Annotated in this window: 20 protein-coding genes and 1 pseudogene; 16 read left to right on the forward strand and 5 right to left on the reverse strand. The window is 57.6% G+C overall.

Going from position 1 to position 19393, the window contains the following annotated elements; all coding sequences use genetic code 11:
• Window positions 1-14: 14 nt before the first annotated feature.
• Window positions 15-1004, reverse strand: a complete 990-nt coding sequence (gene cobS, locus G6L28_RS13550; protein WP_174064359.1) for a cobaltochelatase subunit CobS — start codon at window positions 1002-1004, stop codon at window positions 15-17.
• A gap of 65 nt (window positions 1005-1069) precedes the next feature.
• The gene (locus G6L28_RS13555) at window positions 1070-1705 is read right to left on the reverse strand and encodes a J domain-containing protein (protein WP_174064360.1); all 636 of its coding nucleotides are present in this window, start codon (window positions 1703-1705) and stop codon (window positions 1070-1072) included.
• Between the two features lie 113 nt (window positions 1706-1818).
• On the opposite strand from G6L28_RS13555, the gene G6L28_RS13560 reads away from it, so the two are divergent.
• On the forward strand, window positions 1819-2100 hold the full coding sequence (locus G6L28_RS13560; protein WP_174064361.1) for a BolA family protein: 282 nt from the start codon (window positions 1819-1821) through the stop codon (window positions 2098-2100).
• 23 nt (window positions 2101-2123) lie between these two features.
• On the opposite strand, the gene aroB is transcribed toward G6L28_RS13560, so the two are convergent.
• Together aroB and G6L28_RS13570 are read right to left on the reverse strand one after the other, a co-directional pair.
• On the reverse strand, window positions 2124-3257 hold the full coding sequence (gene aroB / locus G6L28_RS13565; RefSeq protein ID WP_174064362.1) for a 3-dehydroquinate synthase: 1134 nt from the start codon (window positions 3255-3257) through the stop codon (window positions 2124-2126).
• 6 nt (window positions 3258-3263) lie between these two features.
• Window positions 3264-3845 (reverse strand): shikimate kinase, encoded by a 582-nt coding sequence (locus G6L28_RS13570; protein ID WP_174064363.1) that lies wholly within the window; start codon window positions 3843-3845, stop codon window positions 3264-3266.
• A gap of 107 nt (window positions 3846-3952) precedes the next feature.
• On the opposite strand from G6L28_RS13570, the gene G6L28_RS13575 reads away from it, so the two are divergent.
• The 3 genes from G6L28_RS13575 (at window position 3953) to G6L28_RS13585 (ending at window position 6160) form a co-directional block, all read left to right on the forward strand.
• Window positions 3953-4180, forward strand: a complete 228-nt coding sequence (locus G6L28_RS13575; RefSeq protein ID WP_174064327.1) for a hypothetical protein — start codon at window positions 3953-3955, stop codon at window positions 4178-4180.
• Window positions 4181-4189: 9 nt separating this feature from the next.
• Window positions 4190-5143 (forward strand): site-specific tyrosine recombinase XerD, encoded by a 954-nt coding sequence (gene xerD, locus G6L28_RS13580; RefSeq protein ID WP_174064364.1) that lies wholly within the window; start codon window positions 4190-4192, stop codon window positions 5141-5143.
• Between the two features lie 63 nt (window positions 5144-5206).
• Entirely contained in the window at window positions 5207-6160 is a 954-nt protein-coding gene (locus tag G6L28_RS13585) for an acetyl-CoA carboxylase carboxyltransferase subunit alpha (RefSeq protein ID WP_174064365.1), read from the forward strand.
• An 83-nt stretch (window positions 6161-6243) separates the two neighbouring features.
• Here the strand turns inward: G6L28_RS13585 and G6L28_RS13590 are convergent, their stop codons facing one another.
• Complete coding sequence (locus G6L28_RS13590) at window positions 6244-7143, reverse strand: LysR family transcriptional regulator (RefSeq protein WP_174064366.1); 900 nt, start codon at window positions 7141-7143, stop codon at window positions 6244-6246.
• Between the two features lie 120 nt (window positions 7144-7263).
• On the opposite strand from G6L28_RS13590, the gene G6L28_RS13595 reads away from it, so the two are divergent.
• From G6L28_RS13595 to G6L28_RS13650, 12 genes and pseudogenes are all read left to right on the forward strand, one after another.
• Entirely contained in the window at window positions 7264-8196 is a 933-nt protein-coding gene (locus G6L28_RS13595) for a VOC family protein (RefSeq protein WP_174064367.1), read from the forward strand.
• Window positions 8197-8318: 122 nt separating this feature from the next.
• The gene (locus tag G6L28_RS13600; protein WP_174064368.1) at window positions 8319-9008 is read left to right on the forward strand and encodes a hydrolase; all 690 of its coding nucleotides are present in this window, start codon (window positions 8319-8321) and stop codon (window positions 9006-9008) included.
• A 64-nt stretch (window positions 9009-9072) separates the two neighbouring features.
• Window positions 9073-9360, forward strand: coding sequence for a XapX domain-containing protein (locus G6L28_RS13605; RefSeq protein WP_174064369.1), 288 nt, complete (start codon window positions 9073-9075; stop codon window positions 9358-9360).
• 91 nt (window positions 9361-9451) lie between these two features.
• Window positions 9452-11329: an amidohydrolase gene (locus G6L28_RS13610; RefSeq protein ID WP_174064370.1), complete on the forward strand. Its 1878-nt coding sequence runs from the start codon at window positions 9452-9454 to the stop codon at window positions 11327-11329.
• 185 nt (window positions 11330-11514) lie between these two features.
• On the forward strand, window positions 11515-11949 hold the full coding sequence (locus G6L28_RS13615) for a DoxX family protein (protein ID WP_174064371.1): 435 nt from the start codon (window positions 11515-11517) through the stop codon (window positions 11947-11949).
• The gene (locus G6L28_RS13620) at window positions 11946-13544 is read left to right on the forward strand and encodes an MFS transporter (RefSeq protein ID WP_174064372.1); all 1599 of its coding nucleotides are present in this window, start codon (window positions 11946-11948) and stop codon (window positions 13542-13544) included. The genes G6L28_RS13615 and G6L28_RS13620 overlap by 4 nt, the downstream gene beginning before the upstream one ends.
• A 184-nt stretch (window positions 13545-13728) precedes the next feature.
• Window positions 13729-14624, forward strand: a pseudogene (locus tag G6L28_RS13625) (DMT family transporter).
• A 121-nt stretch (window positions 14625-14745) separates the two neighbouring features.
• Entirely contained in the window at window positions 14746-16206 is a 1461-nt protein-coding gene (locus G6L28_RS13630; RefSeq protein ID WP_174064373.1) for a PAS domain-containing sensor histidine kinase, read from the forward strand.
• 3 nt (window positions 16207-16209) lie between these two features.
• A complete protein-coding gene (locus G6L28_RS13635; RefSeq protein WP_174064374.1) occupies window positions 16210-16575 on the forward strand; it encodes a response regulator in 366 nt (121 codons plus the stop codon).
• 42 nt (window positions 16576-16617) lie between these two features.
• Complete coding sequence (locus G6L28_RS13640; RefSeq protein WP_174064375.1) at window positions 16618-18024, forward strand: sensor histidine kinase; 1407 nt, start codon at window positions 16618-16620, stop codon at window positions 18022-18024.
• A gap of 236 nt (window positions 18025-18260) precedes the next feature.
• Window positions 18261-18842: a helix-turn-helix domain-containing protein gene (locus G6L28_RS13645; protein WP_425292681.1), complete on the forward strand. Its 582-nt coding sequence runs from the start codon at window positions 18261-18263 to the stop codon at window positions 18840-18842.
• Window positions 18843-18858: 16 nt separating this feature from the next.
• Window positions 18859-19386 carry a GNAT family N-acetyltransferase gene (locus G6L28_RS13650; RefSeq protein WP_174064377.1) on the forward strand — a complete coding sequence of 176 codons (528 nt, stop codon included), beginning with the start codon at window positions 18859-18861 and terminating at the stop codon, window positions 19384-19386.
• Window positions 19387-19393: the final 7 nt, after the last annotated feature.

The raw sequence follows: 19393 nt of genomic DNA on the forward strand, positions 1-19393 counted from the left end.
TTTCGCCGGAAAAATCAGGCGCTGAGAACGATGTTCGCAGCACTTTCCTTAAGCTCGACGCCAAATGCCCGCTGGTACTGCTCGGCCACCAGCGTGCGCTCCAGCTCGTCACACTTGTTGAGGAAGGTGACGCGGAAGGCGAAGGCAAGGTCGCCGAAGATTTCCGCATTTTCCGCCCAGGTGATGACGGTGCGCGGGCTCATGACTGTGGACAGGTCACCATTGATGAAGGCGGAGCGGGTAAGGTCGGCAACACGCACCATCTTGGAAGCGGTTTCGCGACCCTTCTCGGTGTCGAGGCTCTTCACCTTGGCAACGATGATGTTCACTTCCTGCTCATGCGGCAGGTAGTTCAGCGTGGTCACGATGGACCAGCGGTCCATCTGCGCCTGGTTGATCTGCTGCGTGCCGTGGTAAAGACCGGTCGTATCGCCAAGACCAACGGTGTTTGCCGTTGCGAAAATGCGGAAAGCCGGGTGAGGACGGATGACACGGCTCTGGTCGAGCAACGTCAGGCGGCCAGACGATTCAAGCACGCGCTGAATAACGAACATCACGTCCGGGCGACCGGCATCGTATTCGTCGAAGACGAGCGCGACATTGTGCTGGTAGGCCCAGGGCAGAATGCCGTCCTTGAATTCGGTAACCTGCTTGCCGTCTTTCAGGACGATGGCGTCCTTGCCGACCAGATCGATACGGCTGACATGGCTGTCGAGGTTGACGCGAACGCAAGGCCAGTTCAGGCGCGCCGCGACCTGTTCGATGTGGGTGGATTTGCCGGTACCGTGGAAGCCGGACACCATGACGCGCCGGTTGTGAGCAAAGCCTGCGAGGATCGCGAGCGTCGTGTCGCGGTCGAACAGATAATCCGGGTCCAGATCCGGCACATAGGCATCACCCTGGCTATAGGCGGGTACGCGCAGATCCGTATCGATACCAAAGACCTCGCGGACAGAAACGGTCGTATCCGGCAGGTTGGTAATATCAAGGTCAATTTTGCTCATCACGTCTCCAAGGCGGGCAGCAACCACCCGGCCGCATTTTCATAAGGCAATTACACCAAAAGGGCTTAGCAGAAACCCGATTGCTTTAACAATTGGTAGGCTTGAATTACAGCACGAAAACGTTCTTCCGAACCGCGATCGCCACCATTAGCATCAGGATGGTGCTTTTTGACAAGCTCCTTGTAGCGTCGTTTGATGTCTTCCTGCGTCGCATTTGCGGCAAGGCCCATCGTATCGAAGGCTTTCGCTTCCAGCGTCTTGAGCTTGCGATCCTGCTGTACCCGTTGGCCGCCGGCCTTGCCTTCCCCGAAACCATTGGTGAAGCCGAATGGATCCCGAATGCGCGCATTTGTAGCACCCGCCGATCCGGAACGCAGCGTGGAATGCAGGGGTGCATCGCGCGCAGTCTTGTTGACTCCGACCGTCCAGGTCGGGCGATGACCGGTGATCGCTTCCTTCTGGTAGCGCGCAATTTCGCTGTCCGAGAGGCCGGAAAAATAATTGTAGCCTTTGTTGTAGTCCTTCACGTGCTCAAAACAGAACATGAAGAATTGCCCCTCGGCATTGCGTCCGACGGGTGCGCGGTGAGCGCCAGGCTTTTCGCATCCATCCCACTGGCAAACCGGGGTCTGAGCCTCCTGAGGCTGCTCCCGTTTACGGCGCGTGCGGATGCGGTCGAAGTATTTCGAATCCAGTTTCATGATATCCTGATTATGGTGCGCAAAACGGTGCACAACAAGAATTGACAAAGCGGAATGTTACAGGCTTTTAGATGGCCCCTTTTTACGACCGCCATTAATGTGGAGACCGACATATGTCCTTGCGCGAACGCATGGAAGACAAGCTCAAAACGGCGTTTGCGCCAGTCCACCTGAATGTGATCGATGAAAGCCACATGCATGCGGGCCATCAGCCGGATATGACCGGCACGGGCGAGACGCATATGCGTGTTCAGATAGTGTCGGAGCAGTTTTCCGGCAAGTCCCGCGTGGACCGGCACCGTGCCATCAACGGCCTGCTGAAGCCCGAACTGGACGCCGGACTTCACGCTCTGGCAATCGAGGCAGCCGCACCCGGCGAGCCGACGCGCTTCTGAATGAAGCTTTGGGAAGCAGCCGGTCAGCCCGGATGCTTTTCCGAAAGGAACGACTGCACTTCGGATGCCGCCACATCATCCGCCACGAAGGACTGGCCGATGCCGTGGGTGAGGATGAAGGTGAGCTTGCCGCCCTTGACCTTCTTGTCCTGCGAAATAGCGGTCATCAGCACGTCGACCGGAGGCAATTCGCCCGGAATGTCCTTCATCGATGTTGGCAGACCAACAGCCTTCAGGTGCGCTTCCACACGCGCCGCATCATCCGGACTTGCAAGGTTCATGCGGGCAGAGAACTGGTGGGCCAGCACCATGCCGATTGCAACACCTTCTCCATGGACGAGACGTGCGCTGTCATACTGCGTCGCCGCTTCCAGAGCGTGACCGAAGGTATGGCCAAGATTGAGCAGAGCGCGAACGCCGTTTTCCTTCTCATCCGCCACAACGACATCGGCCTTCGCCTGGCAGCTGGTTGCGATGGCCTGAATGCGGGCGGGGCCGCCCTTCAGGACTTCAGCCCAGTTCTTTTCCAGCCAAACGAAAAAATCCGGCTTGTCGATCAGGCCGTATTTGACGACTTCGGCATAACCGGCGCGGAATTCACGCGGGCTGAGTGTATCGAGAACGGCGGTATCGGCCAGAACCAGATCGGGCTGGTGGAAGACGCCGAGAAGGTTTTTGCCATGGCGACTATTGATGCCGGTCTTGCCGCCGACCGACGAATCGACCTGTGAAAGCAGCGACGTCGGTATCTGCACGAAGCGAACGCCGCGCCGGACGATGCCCGCGGCAAAACCTGCAAGGTCGCCAATAACCCCACCGCCGAGAGCGATCACGGCATCGTTACGCTCTACGCGGGCTGCAAGCACGGTGTCGCAAACCGTTACCAGATGATCGAAGCTCTTGGTTTTTTCACCAGCCGGAAGCGTCAGCGAAACAGCCTCGATGCCATCGGTCTGCAGACCATCCATCAATGTTTCGAGGTAAAGCGGGGCTACATGCTCATCGGTGATGATCGCAGCGCGCCTGCCCTTCAGCCGCGAGGAAATCTCTCCGCCTGCGCGGCCGATCAGGCCAGGGCCGATCAGGATATCGTAGGCACGTTCGCCAAGCGGAACATGGACAAGGCGTTCATCGGATTGGATGTCGGACGTCGTCATATGCAATCAGGCTCTCTTTTGCGCACCGGCAATGGCTTCCAGCACTTCGGTCACGATAATGTCTTTGCGCACATCACGCGAAGCGATGGTGATGTCGGCTTCCTCGTAGATCGGGTAACGTTTTTCCATCAGCGCAGCCAGTGTCGCCTTGGGATTTTCCGTTTTGAGCAACGGCCGGTGATCGCGCTTGTTGACGCGTTCCCACAACACGTCGAGATCGGCCTTCAGCCATACGGAAAGACCGCCGCGCTTGATGTGTCTGCGTGTATTCTCGTTGATGAAGGCACCGCCGCCGGTAGAGACGACCTTCGGCCCACCTCTTAAGAGCCGCTTGATGACCCGGGTTTCCAATGCCCGAAACTCCGTTTCGCCATAGCTGGCGAAAAGCTCGGTAATCGTCATGCGCGAAACACGCTCGATCTCGTCATCCGTATCGATGAATGGCAGCTTCAATTGTTGCGCGATGGTTCTGCCGATCGCCGATTTTCCCGCGCCCATCAGGCCGACGAAAATGATATTGCGTCTACCGAGCTTCGCCCGCGCTTTGTCACCCAGAGTTTGGGCAATGGTGATGTTGGTTTCGCTCATGAATATGGCCCGTTTGGCATCGGTATCTGCAAATGTTTACCAAGCGTCAAGCTGAATCACGCCTTATAGGACGCAGAATCGACCACGACAGGCATTGCAAATGCTTCATGTTGCGGCGGTTCCGCCTTGTCCCTGCCCAGATGTTTCTACAGGCAGGGCTTGAGAAGCGCACCGGAGTATCCATGCCCACCCTGTTTCGATTCATTTTCATTCTGGCAGCAATTGCGGCCATCATCTATGGAAGCATGGTAACGCTTGTGGCGCTTGTGCAGCCAAGAGAGCGGGAAGTCACGGTGCGCATTCCCTCAGAGCGGCTGAACCCGCCCACTCCGTAAGCAGCGACAATGGCCGGTCAGGACGCCGCAAGGCTTGAAAGTTTTCTGGAAATGATGAGCGCGGAACGCGGTGCCGCTGGCAATACGCTTGAGGCTTACGAGCGCGATCTCAATGATTTGCAGGAATTCATGCAAGGCAGAGGCACGCCCGTTTCAGAAGCGGCGACCGCCGATCTTTCCGCTTATCTTAATCATCTCTCAACACTGGGTTTTGCGACCACCTCGCAGGCACGGCGGCTGTCCACCATGCGGCAGTTTTACAAGTTCCTCTATGCCGAAGGCCTGCGCACCGATGACCCGACCGGCATTCTCGACGCGCCGAAGAGAGGCCGCGCCTTACCGAAAACAATGAGCGTGGCTGAGGTTACCAAGCTTCTGGCGCTGGCTGCGAGTGAGGCACAGAGAGAAGGACCGGGGCAGCTTGCCCGCATCCGCATGCATCTTCTTTTGGAACTCCTCTACGCAACCGGAATGCGCGTCAGCGAACTGGTGTCGCTTCCGGCAAAGGTTTTGCGCCACGAAGGCCGCTTCCTGATGATCCGGGGCAAGGGCAATAAGGACCGCATGGTGCTGCTTTCCCGCGCCGCCATGGAGGCGATGGATATGTATGACCGGGCGCGAAAGGCGCTCACGCCGGAAAAGAAGGCGATAGTCGAGAGCCCGTGGCTCTTCCCCTCCATCAGCAAGGAAGGCCATTTGCCGCGGCAGGTTTTTGCCCGCGACCTGAAAGACATTGCCATTCGCGCCAACATAAGCCCGCCCGCAATATCCCCACACGTCATGCGGCACGCCTTTGCCAGCCATCTTTTACAGAACGGCGCAGACCTGCGTGCGGTGCAGGAACTGCTCGGCCATTCGGACATTTCCACGACACAAATCTATACACATGTGCTGGAAGAACGCCTTCAAGAGCTGGTACAAACGCACCACCCCCTTGCCAAAAGCGGCAAAAAGCTTGATTAGAGCGACCGGAACCGCCGGGAACACCCGGTCAAACCTTGCGCAAAACGATCGGAAACGGATCTCATGCACAACTATCTCGACTTCGAAAAACCGATCTCGGACCTTGAAGGCAAGATTCTCGAGCTGAAGAAGCTTGCTGCCGAAGACGAGAGCATTGACACTTCGGAGGAGATTTCGCGCCTTGAATCCCGCGTCAACGATGCGATGCAGGACATCTATTCGAAGCTGAACGCCTGGCAGAAAACGCAGGTTGCGCGTCATCCGCAGCGCCCGCATTTCATCGACTACGCCAGCGCGTTGTTTACGGATTTCACACCGCTTGCCGGTGACCGCAAGTTTGCCGAAGACGCTGCCATTCAGGCTGGCCTCGGTCGCTTCAACGGTCAGCCTGTCGCCATCATCGGCCAGGAAAAAGGCAACGACACCAAGTCGCGCCTCAAGCACAATTTCGGCAGTCCGCGCCCGGAAGGCTATCGTAAGGCGATCCGCGTTCTGGAACTGGCCGACCGCTTCTCCCTTCCGGTCATTACGCTGATCGATACGGCAGGCGCCTATCCAGGCGTCGGCGCGGAAGAACGTGGGCAGGCGGAAGCCATCGCTCGTTCGACTGAAATGTGCCTCAACGTGAAGGTGCCGATCGTCTCCGTCGTTATCGGTGAAGGCGGCTCCGGCGGGGCAATCGCTATCGCGACTGGCAACCGCGTCTACATGCTGGAACATGCCATCTACTCGGTGATCTCGCCTGAAGGTGCAGCCTCCATCCTCTGGCGCGACTCCACCCGCGCCAAGGAAGCGGCGACCAACATGAAGATCACTTCCGACGACCTGAAGGGTCTCGGCGTCATCGACGGCATCATTGCCGAACCAATGGGTGGCGCGCACCGCGATCCGGCAACCGTTATTGCTGCAACCGGCAAGACGATTGAGGATGCACTGAAGGATCTCGTTCCGCAATCGGGAAGCCAGCTACGCGCCGAGCGTCGCCAGAAATTCCTCGATATCGGCCGCAGCCTTTAAAAGCTGAACGCCTGTTTCGATGATGAAAGCGAGGGTCACCCCCTCGCTTTTTTGTTTTCAAGCCCGCCTTCCGGCAAACGCCATTAATCTATCGACACCATATAGGCCGGTACCTGTTCTTCGAAAAATTTCGAGAAGGTCGCGATGCGTGGCGGAAGGGCTTGATAGGGCGGATAATACAGCGTCAGCCATAGTTCGGGCGGTGCCCAGCCCTTGAAGACATGGACCAAACGTCCCGTCCTTATATGCTCGGCAATGTTGAAGCCGGGAAGCATGGCAACGCCCGCACCATCCGAGGCCATATCCGCCAGCACCTCACCGCTATTGGCACTGAAGGCACGTCCAGCCGTTATCGCTATGCTCGAACCACCATCGGATAGCAGCCAGTTTTCTCGGCGACTTTCGCCGCTATAGGCCAGGCAATCATCCGGCGTCAGCTCGCTAGGGTGCTTCATCTCCGTAAACCGGCTTCCGGGAGCCGCAACGAGAATACGCGGCACCGCCCGGATTTTGCGCCAGATCGTAAACTTGTCCGACGGTGCGGACGAAATGCGGATTGCAAGATCGTAGTCGTCATCGACGATATTGACCAACCCATCGGAGACGGAAATCTCGAAAGCCATTTTGGGGTAGAGATCGCGGAAGGCGGATAGGATAGGCGGAAGCACCGTCTTTCCGAGCCATGTCGGAGCGCTGATCCGCAACCGGCCCTGATCCGCCTTATGCGCGTTTTTCACGTCGCGCCGCGCATCTTCCAGCGCATCCACGGCTGGCTTGATCTGGGCCGCGAAGACGGCCCCGTCCGTGGTCAGTGACACCTGGCGGGTAGTGCGCACGAAGAGCTGAACGCCGAGATCGTCTTCGAGTGCCGCGATGGCGCGGGTTACGGCAGCGGGCGTCATATCGAGTTCACGCGCCACCTGCGCGAAATTGCGCTTCTCGGCCGCCAGCAGGAATGTCTTCAGTGCCTTGTAATCATTCATCTCGATTATTTCAAAATTGATAATTCATTCGACAAAAATATTGCAATTCCGTGCAGCAATCAAGTCGGCTAAAACTCATTTCATCGAAACGAACACAGCCAAACACGAAAGGCACCGACCATGATAAAGGATATCAAGGGACTGCACCACGTCACCTCGATGGCGTCGGATGCGCAAAGCAACAACCGGTTCTTCACGGACACTCTCGGCCTTCGCCGCGTCAAGAAGACCGTCAACTTCGATGAGCCCTCCGTCTACCACCTCTACTACGGTGATGAGCAGGGCACACCCGGCACCGTCATGACCTACTTCCCCTTCGATAACATGGCAACTGGCCGTGCCGGAGTAGGCGAAGTCGGAGAAACCCAGTTCTCGGTGCCGAAAAGCTCGCTGTCCTTCTGGAAGGACCGCCTCATCGCAAAGGGCGTCAACGGCATCGAAAGCGACACCGTGTTCGGCGCAAGCCGCCTCCGCTTCACCGGTCCTGATGGTGATGGGCTGGCCATGATCGAAACGGCAGATGACAGCCGCTCACCCTGGGCGAATGCCGGTATCGACGACGATCATGCGATCCGCGGCTTTGCAGGCGCTCGCTTCAATCTTCACGATACGGCAGCGACCGCCGAACTGCTGGAATTCATGGGATATCAGCGCGCAGACACAGAAGGCGACGTCACCCGCTTCGTCATCCCCGGCGGCAACGGAGCAGACAGTATCGATCTCGCCGCCCTGCCGCAGACGCCCTTCGCCCGCCAAGGCGCAGGCTCCGTCCACCACCTCGCCTTTGCGGTCGAAAACCGTGAAAAGCAGCTCGAAGTTCGCAAGGCGCTGATGGACACGGGATACCAGGTAACGCCGGTCATCGACCGGGATTATTTCTGGGCGATCTATTTCAGGACGCCGGGCGGCATCCTTTTCGAAATCGCCACCAACGAACCCGGCTTCAACCGGGACGAGGATACGGCCCATCTCGGCGAAGCGCTCAAGCTGCCAAGCCGTTATGAACCCTTCCGCAACAGGATCGAAGCGGGACTTGTCCCGCTCGCAGCATAAACCAACTTAACCGCACCTTCACCAACCGCCTTCAAGCGGCTGCCTCTTCCGGGCAGCCGGCCACCGAAGGCTTGTCAATTTCAAACGCCGCACAGCGGCACATCATTCAACGGAGTAATATCATGTCCAAGCTCGAAGTTCTGACCCCTTCCAACAGCCAGCTCATCTTCATCGACCAGCAGCCGCAGATGGCTTTCGGTGTGCAGTCCATCGACCGTCAGGTGCTCAAGAACAACGTCGTCGGTCTTGCCAAGGCCGCCAAAATCTTCAACGTCCCGACCACGATCACCACCGTCGAAACCCAGTCCTTCTCCGGCAACACCTTCCCGGAACTGCTGGCCGTCTATCCGGAGAACGATATCCTAGAGCGCACCTCCATGAACTCCTGGGATGACCAGAATGTCCGCGATGCACTGGCAAAGAATGCCGCCAATGGCCGCAAGAAGATCGTCGTCTCCGGCCTTTGGACGGAAGTCTGCAACACGACCTTCGCCCTATCAGCCCTACACGATGTGCCGGATTATGAAATCTACATGGTTGCCGATGCTTCCGGCGGCACCTCTTCGGATGCGCATAAATACGCGATGGACCGCATGGTTCAGGCTGGCGTCATCCCTGTTACATGGCAGCAGGTTCTTCTGGAATGGCAGCGTGACTGGGCTCGCAAGGAAACCTACGATGCCGTGACCACACTCGTGAAGGAACACTCCGGTGCGTACGGCATGGGCATTGATTACGCCTACACCATGGTTCACGGCGTTGAAGAGCGCGTCAAGCACGGCAAGCGCATCGGCCCTAACCCAGCCAAGTAAGCATATTGTCCAACGCCGCTCTGCAAACGGTGCAGAGCGGCTTCCCAATCACACGGAGGTTCCCATGAAAGTCTATCTTTTCTCACTCGGTGCCGGTTTGCTGGTCGGTATCATTTACAGCCTTCTCAACGTTCGCTCTCCGGCTCCCCCGGTCATTGCCCTCGTAGGTCTTCTCGGCATCCTTGTGGGCGAACAGGTCGTTCCCTTTGCAAAAACGCTCTGGAGCAAGGAGCCCGCTGCAATCTCCTGGATCAACCAGATCAAGCCACACATGTTCGGCCATCTGCCGAAAGGTGAGCGCAGCGCCGATGTCGCAAGCCTGCGCGATAGGCAAGCGAAATCCGATAGTTGATGAGCGATAATGGCTGGTTTCCCGACCGGCCATATATCGCTAAATGCAAAAGAGATTTATTTTCACTTCCTTACAAAGCCCGGAGCAGCCAATGCACGCCGACCTCATTCTTCATCACGGCCTGTTCACCACGCTTGATCGTGCCAATCCCACCGCCAGCGCCGTCGCCATCAAGGACGGAAAGTTCCTTGCTGTGGGCGAGGACAGCGAAATCATGGCGCATGCCGGTCCAGAGACCAAGATCGTCGATCTCAAGGGCAAGCGCGTTCTCCCCGGCCTGATCGACAACCACACTCACGTCGTGCGCGGCGGTCTGAACTTCAACATGGAACTGCGCTGGGATGGCGTTCGCTCGCTGGCCGATGCCATGGACATGCTCAAGCGTCAGGTGGCTATCACGCCTGCCCCGCAATGGGTGCGCGTGGTTGGCGGCTTTACCGAACATCAATTCGTGGAAAAGCGCCTACCGACCATCGAAGAGATCAATGCTATCGCGCCGGACACGCCGGTCTTCCTGCTGCATCTTTACGATCGCGCGCTCTTGAACGGCGCTGCCCTGCGCGCTGTCGGTTACACCCGCGACACGCCGAACCCGCCTGGCGGCGAAATAACCCGGGATGCCAATGGAAACCCCACCGGCATGCTTCTGGCCAAGCCGAATGCGGGCATTCTTTATTCAACGCTGGCCAAGGGACCGAAGCTGCCCTTTGAATATCAGGTCAACTCCACGCGTCACTTCATGCGGGAGCTCAACCGGCTGGGCGTAACCGGCGTCATCGATGCGGGCGGCGGATTCCAGAACTACCCTGACGATTATGAGGTCATCCAGAAGCTGTCGGACGAAAACCAGTTGACGGTGCGCCTTGCCTATAACCTCTTCACCCAGAAGCCGAAGCAGGAAAAGGAAGACTTCCTGAACTGGACGGCCAACGTCAAATATAAGCAGGGCAACGACTATTTCCGCCACAACGGCGCAGGCGAAATGCTGGTCTTCTCGGCAGCGGATTTCGAAGATTTCCGCCAGCCGCGTCCCGAAATGGGGCCAGAAATGGAAGGCGAGCTTGAAGAGGTCGTGCGGGTGCTGGCGGAAAATCGCTGGCCATGGCGCATGCACGCGACTTACGACGAAACGATCAGCCGCTCGCTTGACGTGTTTGAGAAGGTCAACAGAGACATTCCGCTGGAAGGCCTCAACTGGTTCTTCGACCATGCCGAGACCATTTCCGAGCGCTCCATCGATCGCATCGCAGCTCTCGGCGGCGGCATCGCGACACAGCATCGTATGGCCTATCAGGGCGAATATTTCGTCGAGCGATACGGCCACGGCGTCGCCGAAGCCACGCCGCCCATCCGCCGTATGCTGGACAAGGGCGTCAACGTCTCGGCAGGAACGGACGCGACCCGCGTCGCCTCTTACAACCCGTGGGTTTCGCTTTACTGGATGATAACCGGCAAGACCGTGGGCGGCATGCAGCTTTACCCGCGCGCCAATTGCCTGGACCGCGAAACGGCACTTCGCATGTGGACCGAAAAGGTGACATGGTTCTCCAACGAAGAGGGCAAGAAGGGCCGCATCGAGAAAGGCCAGTTTGCAGACCTTCTCATCCCCAGCAAGGACTTCTTCTCCTGCCCGGAGGACGAGATTTCCTTCCTCACATCAGACCTCACCATGGTCGGCGGCAAGATCGTCTATGGCGCGGGAGACTTCAAAACGCTGGACGAGAACGACGTTCCTCCAGCAATGCCGGACTGGTCGCCCGTTCGCAAGTTCGGCGGATATGCGGCATGGGGAGAGCCGGAAGGTGCGGGCGCACGCTCGCTTCGCCGCACGGCGATCACTTCCTGCGGCTGCGCAAGCGATTGCGGTGTCCACGGCCACGACCACGCGGGTGCGTGGACCTCGAAACTGCCGATTGCGGACCTGAAAGGCTTCTTCGGTGCGCTTGGTTGCTCCTGCTGGGCGGTGTGACGAAGATATGGATGGCGGTGGGCCTCAACCCGCCGCCATTCTTTGCCGCGAACAACTATTGCGAAATACGCAATTAAATATCAAAAATTGATACAATTCACTCAATTCAAAGTTTCGCGCATTCTCCTCCCATCGGATCAATAGACGCCGCTTTCGAAGTCGGCGCTGAAAACGGAGCTGACGTGATGAGTGTAGACACCTATGAAAACCAGAACATATTTAGCCGGATAATCGCTTCGCCTGCCACCCATTCGGCAGCGCTTCTGGCGCTATGCGCCGCCTATATTCAAGGCCCGGCCACGAAGATTTACGATTTCAACGGCGCGATTGCCGAGATGAACCATTTCGGGCTGCACCCGGCAGCGGGCCTTGCCGTTATCGTCATTGCCTTTGAACTCGTCACCTCCGCGATGGTCGTTTCCGGCTTCAAACGCTGGTTGGGCGCACTTGCCCTCGCAGGCTTCACGGTTGCAGCAACTTTCATTGCCTTGCGCTTCTGGGAGCTTCCTTCCGGCATGGAGCGCAACATGGCGACCAACGCCTTCTTCGAACATATCGGCCTTGCGGGCGCGTTTGTTTTTGTCGCCGCAATCGATCTAGCAAAAGGAACACGCGCATGACCTCCGCAAACAATTCCGGGGGTAGCTTCGCGCCGCTTCGTCAACCCGTTTTCGCCGTCCTTTGGGCCGCTACCGTTCTTGGCAACACCGGCAGTTTCATGCGCGATGTGGCGAGTTCCTGGTTGATGACCGACCTTTCGGCATCGCCTGCAGCCGTTGCGATGGTTCAGGCTGCGGCCACTCTACCGATCTTTCTGCTCGCCATCCCCGCAGGTGTCCTCACCGATATTCTGGATAGACGCCGTTTTCTCATCGCGATCCAGCTGTTGCTGGCCTCAGTCAGCATCACCTTGATGACGCTTTCCTACACAGGCATGCTGTCCGTCAGCGCGCTGATCGGCCTCACCTTCCTTGGCGGTATTGGTGCAGCCCTGATGGGTCCGACATGGCAAGCCATCGTGCCTGAACTCGTTCCCCGGCAGGATGTCAAAAGTGCTGTGGCGCTGAACTCCCTCGGCATCAATATTGCCCGTTCCATCGGGCCTGCGGTGGGCGGACTTCTGCTTGCTGCCTTGGGCGCAGCCGTTACCTATGGCGCAGATGTGGCAAGCTATATCGTCGTCATCGCCGCCCTGATCTGGTGGCCTCGCGCAAAGAACGCCAACGACGCTCTCCAGGAAAACTTCTTCGGCGCATTCCGTGCCGGTCTGCGTTACACGAAATCGAGCCGCCCGCTACATGTAGTTCTGGTCCGGGCAGCGATCTTCTTTGCCTTTGCAAGTGCGGTATGGGCTTTGCTGCCACTCGTCGCACGCCAGCTGCTTGGTGGAGATGCGAGCTTCTACGGTATACTGCTCGGTGCCGTTGGTGCCGGTGCCATCGGCGGCGCCCTCATCATGCCTAAGCTGCGCGAACATCTCAGTTCCGATGGCCTTCTGCTCGGCTCTGCAATCGTCACCGCTCTCGTCATGACGGCACTTTCCTTCGCACCGCCGCAATGGCTCGCCATCGTCGTGCTTCTGTTCCTTGGCGCTGCCTGGATCACCGCTCTCACCACACTGAACGGAACTGCGCAGGCCGTGTTGCCGAACTGGGTGCGGGGTCGTGGTCTGGCCGTTTATCTGACCGTCTTCAACGGTGCGATGACCGCCGGTAGCCTCGGCTGGGGTGCGATTGGATCGGCAGTTGGCATTCCGGCGACCCTTCTTATCGGCGCGGTCAGCCTTTTGATTGCTGGCTTCATCATGCATCGCCTGAAACTACCCACTGGCGAGGCCGATCTCATTCCCTCCAACCATTGGCCCGAACCGCTCGTCGAAGAACCCGTTGCCCATGATCGCGGTCCTGTGCTGATCCTCATCGAATACCAGGTCGAGAAGCAAAACCGCGCCGAATTCCTGAAGGCAATCAACGATCTGGCCCATGAACGCCGCCGCGATGGTGCCTATGGCTGGGGCGTGACAGAGGATGCAGCAGACGGACAGAAGATCGTGGAATGGTTCATGGTGGAATCCTGGGCCGAGCACCTTCGCCAACACAAACGGGTGTCCAATGCGGATGCCGATCTGCAAGGCAAGGTTCTGGCTTACCACAGCGGCATCGAAAAGCCGGTTGTTCGCCACTTCCTGACGATACACGCTCCTCGTCTCGACTGAGCCAACGATCACGATACAACGCCGCCCGCAGGGGCGGCGTTTTGCTTTAGAGCCCGCCTGTTGGAGAGTTTTGAGGCTGCGCAATATCAGAACTTGTTAAAGTGGCATGATAGCCGTAGACCCATCTTCAACCGTCGTGAGAGGCGGGATTCCAGTGGACGCGGAAATGACAGGCACCAAGGCGATGACATCTGCATCGGTCGAAGCAAGACCACTTTACGGCATTGCGCTCGCCGCCATGGGATATTCCTGTTTCGCCTTGCAGGATGCGCTGGTCAAATGGCTGGTCGCAACATACCAAGTACCTCAAATTCTGTTTATGCGAAGCCTAGTTATCGTCGTGATCACAGGCACGCTCGCCTTCCATTACCGCCATCCTTCGATCCTGAAAAGTCGCTATCGGGGAACTGTCGTGCTGCGCGCCGCACTTATGCTTTGGCGTGGCTGCTCTTCTACAACTCCGCCCGCTATCTCGGCCTTGCCGAATTGACGACGCTATACTTTTCCGCACCGATCATGGTGATGCTGCTGTCCATTGTCGTCCTCAAGGAGGCGATCGGGCTCGGCAGATGGCTTGCCTGTTTCATCGGGTTCGTCGGTGTCGTGGTTGCGGCCAATCCCGCCGGTTCGCCAAACTGGGTGCCAGCGGCACTGTGTATCGTGGCAGGCTTCTGCTGGGCATGGTCCACTATCCTCATCCGTCTCGTCAGCCGCAGCGAAACAACACTGACGCAGATGTATGCGACAAGCCTGTTGTTCGCGCTTGCATGCGCCGCATCGTTTCCCTGGATATGGAAGAGCCCGGATCTTCAGGGGTGGGCCTTGATGATCGGTCTGGGGTTGGTAGCGACGCTCGGTCAGTACCTTTTATACGAGGGATTTCGGCACGCTCCCGCATCTGCACTCGCTCCCGTCGAATACACCGGGCTGATCTGGGCCTTTGCCTACGGCTATGCTATCTGGGCTGAAATTCCTGCCCATAATGTATTTATCGGTGCAGCTCTTATCGTCACCGCCAGCCTGGTTCTGGTAGCTTTCGAGCGTCGCTCCCTCAAATCCACCCCGAAACGGATGCTCTGAGCGTTCCCGCGGTGTTGAGAGCTTAAGGCTCGGATCAGGAAATTTCCCAAGCGGAATGGAACCAAAACTCAAGGCCTGTGTTTTATCATCCCCGCATTCAATGGATCCTTGGTTAGACTACATGACGGCAATAAACCCTGATTGCGGAAAACTCTTCTGCGATACCGACTGGGCAACAACGCCGCTTGGCCCTCGGGAAGACTGGAGCGTGGAACTCAAGACGCTGACGGACGTGATGTTGAACTCCCTCCAGCCCATGCTTATGGTGTGGGGACCATCGCAGACGACGCTCTATAATGACGGCTATGCCCAGATGTGCGGCAAGAGGCATCCACAGGCCTTCGCGAAACCCTTTCGTGACCTTTGGCACGATATCTGGGACCAGGTCGATCCCATCATCAGTGCTGCCTATGCCGGACAGGGCACGGCGATGGACGACATCCAGTTCACCATGCACCGAAACGGCTATCCGGAAGAAACGCACTTCGCGTTTTCCTATACCCCGGTGCGAGACCCGTGGGGCACCGTCCTTGGTATGTTCTGTGCGTGCAATGAAATAACCAATCAAGTGGCGATTTCGCGTCAGGAAAGAACGCAGCGCGAGCGCTTCATGCAGGTGTTCGAACTCAGTCCGGGCGGCATCGCCATGCTGGTCGGCCCCGATCATGTCTTCGATTATGCCAATGAAGAATATTATTCGATGATTGGCGTAGGACGCGAGATCATCGGCAAGACTGTGGCGGAGGCGGTTTCAGAAGTCGTTCGGCAGGGCTTCATAGGATTGCTCGACAATGTTTATCGAACCGGTGAGCCCTTTATCGCGAAAAATATGTCCATCGAGCTCAATCGCGGCCCCGATGGCGAAAAGCAGACACGTCTGATCGATCTCGTCTATCAGCCGATGCGCGGCAAGGATGATGCGGTAACAGGGATTCTGGTTCAGGCACGAGATGTCACGCAACTGCGCGCAGATGAAGAACGTCAGGAGCTGCTTTCCCACGAGCTTGGGCATCGCCTCAAGAACCAGCTGGCGATGGTTCAGGCCATAGCATCGCAAACACTCCGAAATGCACCCGATCTTCCGACCGCCAGAAAACAGCTTTCGGAACGGATCGGCGTTCTCAGCAATGCTCATGACACCATACTCGAAGGCGGGAGAGGCGCGTCAACCGTGCGGCAACTGGTCGATCTGATGACGGATCTTCATGACGACCCGGTGACACCGCGCTTCACGATTTCCGGGCCTAACCTGAAGATCGGCTCCAGACCCTCACTGTCGCTGTCGCTCATTCTCCATGAGCTTGCCACGAATGCGATCAAGCATGGTGCGCTTTCATCGCAGACGGGAATGATCGATCTGAGATGGAAGGTCGGAGGGGAGGCCCGAGACCGCTTCGAAATGATCTGGACGGAGCAAGGAGGCCCGGCAGTGGTTCACCCGGAGACCAACGGCTCTGGAATGCGCCTCATCTCGGCCGGTCTAAACGGCACGCTCGACAGCGATGTCGCCATCGATTTCGCGCGAGACGGTTTCCGCTGCGTCATAACCGCTGACCTTGAAAGCTTTCAGAAGGAACACTGATCGATGCCGAAGTCGCTACTTCTCATCGTCGAAGATGATGGCCTGATCAGAATGGACCTCGTCGACATGCTGACAGATGCCGGTTTTCGGGTGCTGGACGCCGGAAACGCTGATCAGGCACTTGCCATCCTTGAACGTGAACCAGCGATTGCGGCCCTGATGACGGATATCGACATGCCCGGCTCGATGAACGGGCTGCGCCTTGCCCAACACACGGCCAAACATTGGCCTGACTGCAAGATCATCGTCATTTCGGGACGCTACAGTCCAATGCAGGGCAGTATGCCGGAAGGCGCGCTGTTTCTGTCGAAACCAATTTCGGAAATCGATCTGGAGAAAGCGCTGAACAGAATGGAAATCGCTCCATGAATCATGAGAACCCATCGGGTTTTGATCTGGTATAGGTGGGCGATGGATTATTTCAGTGAATTCGACTGGGCGACGACACCCCTGGGCGGAATAGAGACATGGCCACCTACGCTCAAGACCACCTATGACATCATGATGTCGTCTGGCTTTGCCATGTGCGCCATGTGGGGGCCGGAAAAGACATTTCTATACAACCGAGCCTACGCACCCTTTCTCGGAAAGCGTCATCCGGCGGCGTTGGGAATGCCGATGCCGGAGGTCTGGCATGAGATATGGGACGAAATCACGCCCATCATCGAGCGCGCCATGTCCGGTGAAGCTGTCTACATGGAGGGGCTGCACCTTGTCATGACACGCAACGGCTATGAGGAGGATACCTACTGGACCTTCTCATACAGTCCGCTGCGCGACGATGATGGCAGCATCGTCGGCTTTCTGCATGTAGCCCACGACGTGACCGAGACGATCATGCTTCGCGAAGCCATGGAAAAACGTGCGGAAAGCCTGATCGAAAGCGAGGCAAGGCTTTTAAAGCTGGTGACGGCGGGCGCCTATTCCATCTATCGCATGAGCCCGGACTGGACCGAATTGCGGCAGCTCGACGGAAATGGCATCCTTGAAGACACATTGCAGCCAAGCGTGAAATGGCTGGATGCATACATAGACGAAGCGGACAAGCCCCAGATCCTGGAGGCGATCAACGATGCTATCGTGACCAAGTCGACATTCGAACTCGAACATCGGGTGAAACTACAGGATGGCGGTATGGGGTGGGTGTTTTCGCGTGCCGTCCCCATTATCGACGCCCACGGCGATATCGTCGAATGGTTCGGCGCTGCCTCGGATATTACCCCGCGCAAACACGCCGAAGAGCAGCAGAACCTGCTCAATCAGGAGGTTGGACACAGGCTTAAGAACATTCTGTCCATCGTCCAGTCTATCGTATCACAGACATTGCGGAACGCAGTGGATACATCGACGGCCAATCAGGCCTTGACCGAACGGATCGGGGCGCTGGCGCGCGCGCAAAACGCCCTCCTGTCGGGAGAGAGGACAACAAGCGATATCGCGACCATCGTTCAGACCGCGATCTCTCCTGCGAACGCGGAAGAAAGAATTAGCATCGAGGGCCCCTTCGTCAAAATCGGACCCGCTTGTGCGCTCAATCTCACGCTGACGGTCAATGAACTCGTCACCAATGCAATCAAGTACGGCGCGCTTTTTAAAGCGGATGGAAGAGTCTCGGTTCGTTGGGGGATTGACGGGCACGCGTTCTGGCTCAGCTGGGAAGAGGCAGGCGGTCCACCGGTGACCGCTCCGGCACGAAAGGGTTTCGGCTCACGCCTGCTGGAAAACAGCCTCCTCGGGGGCTCAGCCAACCTTCGGTATGAGCCGTCAGGAGTGGTCTACACGCTTGAAGTATCGCTCGTCGATCTACGGATGACATGACCTCTTCCTGAACAAGCCTTCCCGTCATCAAGTCCCTGCAATGCTGGCCCGGTCAGTGGAATGAGCGCGCTGTTGCAGTTGCCACGGGACATGTTTCCGCTGGTCCCTGGGCTCGATGGCAACAACCAATGCTCAGTTAGTGAAACACGACGCCTGCTCCGAGCGCCTAAGAAGCTCTCGGAACACCGGCGTTACCGATGCAGCTTGACTCCACTATAGGAGAAATACATTATCAAATAATGGAATCAGACGCGACCAACATAGAACACGCCATCGCTGAAAAAATAAGCGGGCTTCGGACCTCACGAGGAATGACGCTTGATCAGCTGGCGCAGGCATCCAGTGTCAGTCGCGCCATGATTTCCCGTATCGAAAGGGGAGAAGCCACACCGACTGCGGCGCTCCTTGCACGCATCTGCTCAGCATTTGGCATGACGCTATCACGCTTCTTCACCGATGATGACGAGCAGGCGAAGCCGCTCCTCCGCTACACCGAACAACCCACCTGGAAAGATCCCGAAACCGGTTATGTTCGCCGCGCCGTTTCGCCTCCCGGTGCTGGTTCCCCCGTCGATATCGTCGATGTGATGCTTCCTACTGGCGCACGTGTAAGCTTTCCACCCCACGCGGCCAGTCGCGGCATGAACCAGTATGTCTGGCTGCTGGAAGGTGTCCTCGACATGACGACCGGCGGCGAAACCCACCGACTGGAGGCTGGAGACTGCCTGTTCATGCCTGTTGGCGAAGGACACTCATTTCACAATCCATCCAGCAAAACGGCGCGTTACGCCGTGGTGCTCGATCAACGTACCTCTTGAAACACCGGAGTCTGAATTGACGATTATCCGTCTGCTCAATCAGCAGGAGACACAGGCATCAATGCCGGATCTCTGCGAAGTGCTGTCCGACTGCGTCAATGGCGGCGCGTCGGTCGGGTTCATGCTGCCTTTCACGCCCGCAGATGCGCGTGAATTCTGGGAAGGAGTGGCGATCTCCATAGGCCAGGGACACACCATCCACGCCGTTGCAGAGATGGATGGCAGGATCGTCGGCACAGTCCAGATTGGATTGGCAACGAAGCCGAACCAGCCCCACCGTGCTGATCTGATGAAACTGCTGGTTCATCGTTCGGTGCGTGGAAAGGATATCTCCCGTCAACTCATGACGATGGTGGAGGAAGAGGCTGCCCGTCTCGGGCGCACGCTTCTCGTTCTCGACACGGCGACCGGCAGCGAAGCCGAGGCGATCTATCCACGCTTCGGATGGGAACGTGTCGGTGTCATTCCCGATTATGCGCTTTTCCCGGATGGCAGCTACTGCGGCACGACGCTGTTCTACAAAAGAATCGGCCCCACTGCTTAGCGGAACC

Source organism: Agrobacterium larrymoorei, assembly GCF_013322225.1.
Taxonomy (GTDB): Bacteria; Pseudomonadota; Alphaproteobacteria; order Rhizobiales; family Rhizobiaceae; genus Agrobacterium; species Agrobacterium larrymoorei_A.

What these genes read in the sequence shown, in the direction of transcription:
- cobS (WP_174064359.1), bottom strand. Translation starts at nt 1,004, where the DNA reads ATGAGCAAAATTGACCTTGATATTACCAACCTGCCGGATACGACCGTT.
- G6L28_RS13555 (WP_174064360.1), bottom strand. Translation starts at nt 1,705, where the DNA reads ATGAAACTGGATTCGAAATACTTCGACCGCATCCGCACGCGCCGTAAA.
- G6L28_RS13560 (WP_174064361.1), top strand. Translation starts at nt 1,819, where the DNA reads ATGTCCTTGCGCGAACGCATGGAAGACAAGCTCAAAACGGCGTTTGCG.
- aroB (WP_174064362.1), bottom strand. Translation starts at nt 3,257, where the DNA reads ATGACGACGTCCGACATCCAATCCGATGAACGCCTTGTCCATGTTCCG.
- G6L28_RS13570 (WP_174064363.1), bottom strand. Translation starts at nt 3,845, where the DNA reads ATGAGCGAAACCAACATCACCATTGCCCAAACTCTGGGTGACAAAGCG.
- G6L28_RS13575 (WP_174064327.1), top strand. Translation starts at nt 3,953, where the DNA reads ATGTTGCGGCGGTTCCGCCTTGTCCCTGCCCAGATGTTTCTACAGGCA.
- xerD (WP_174064364.1), top strand. Translation starts at nt 4,190, where the DNA reads ATGGCCGGTCAGGACGCCGCAAGGCTTGAAAGTTTTCTGGAAATGATG.
- G6L28_RS13585 (WP_174064365.1), top strand. Translation starts at nt 5,207, where the DNA reads ATGCACAACTATCTCGACTTCGAAAAACCGATCTCGGACCTTGAAGGC.
- G6L28_RS13590 (WP_174064366.1), bottom strand. Translation starts at nt 7,143, where the DNA reads ATGAATGATTACAAGGCACTGAAGACATTCCTGCTGGCGGCCGAGAAG.
- G6L28_RS13595 (WP_174064367.1), top strand. Translation starts at nt 7,264, where the DNA reads ATGATAAAGGATATCAAGGGACTGCACCACGTCACCTCGATGGCGTCG.
- G6L28_RS13600 (WP_174064368.1), top strand. Translation starts at nt 8,319, where the DNA reads ATGTCCAAGCTCGAAGTTCTGACCCCTTCCAACAGCCAGCTCATCTTC.
- G6L28_RS13605 (WP_174064369.1), top strand. Translation starts at nt 9,073, where the DNA reads ATGAAAGTCTATCTTTTCTCACTCGGTGCCGGTTTGCTGGTCGGTATC.
- G6L28_RS13610 (WP_174064370.1), top strand. Translation starts at nt 9,452, where the DNA reads ATGCACGCCGACCTCATTCTTCATCACGGCCTGTTCACCACGCTTGAT.
- G6L28_RS13615 (WP_174064371.1), top strand. Translation starts at nt 11,515, where the DNA reads ATGAGTGTAGACACCTATGAAAACCAGAACATATTTAGCCGGATAATC.
- G6L28_RS13620 (WP_174064372.1), top strand. Translation starts at nt 11,946, where the DNA reads ATGACCTCCGCAAACAATTCCGGGGGTAGCTTCGCGCCGCTTCGTCAA.
- G6L28_RS13630 (WP_174064373.1), top strand. Translation starts at nt 14,746, where the DNA reads ATGACGGCAATAAACCCTGATTGCGGAAAACTCTTCTGCGATACCGAC.
- G6L28_RS13635 (WP_174064374.1), top strand. Translation starts at nt 16,210, where the DNA reads ATGCCGAAGTCGCTACTTCTCATCGTCGAAGATGATGGCCTGATCAGA.
- G6L28_RS13640 (WP_174064375.1), top strand. Translation starts at nt 16,618, where the DNA reads ATGGATTATTTCAGTGAATTCGACTGGGCGACGACACCCCTGGGCGGA.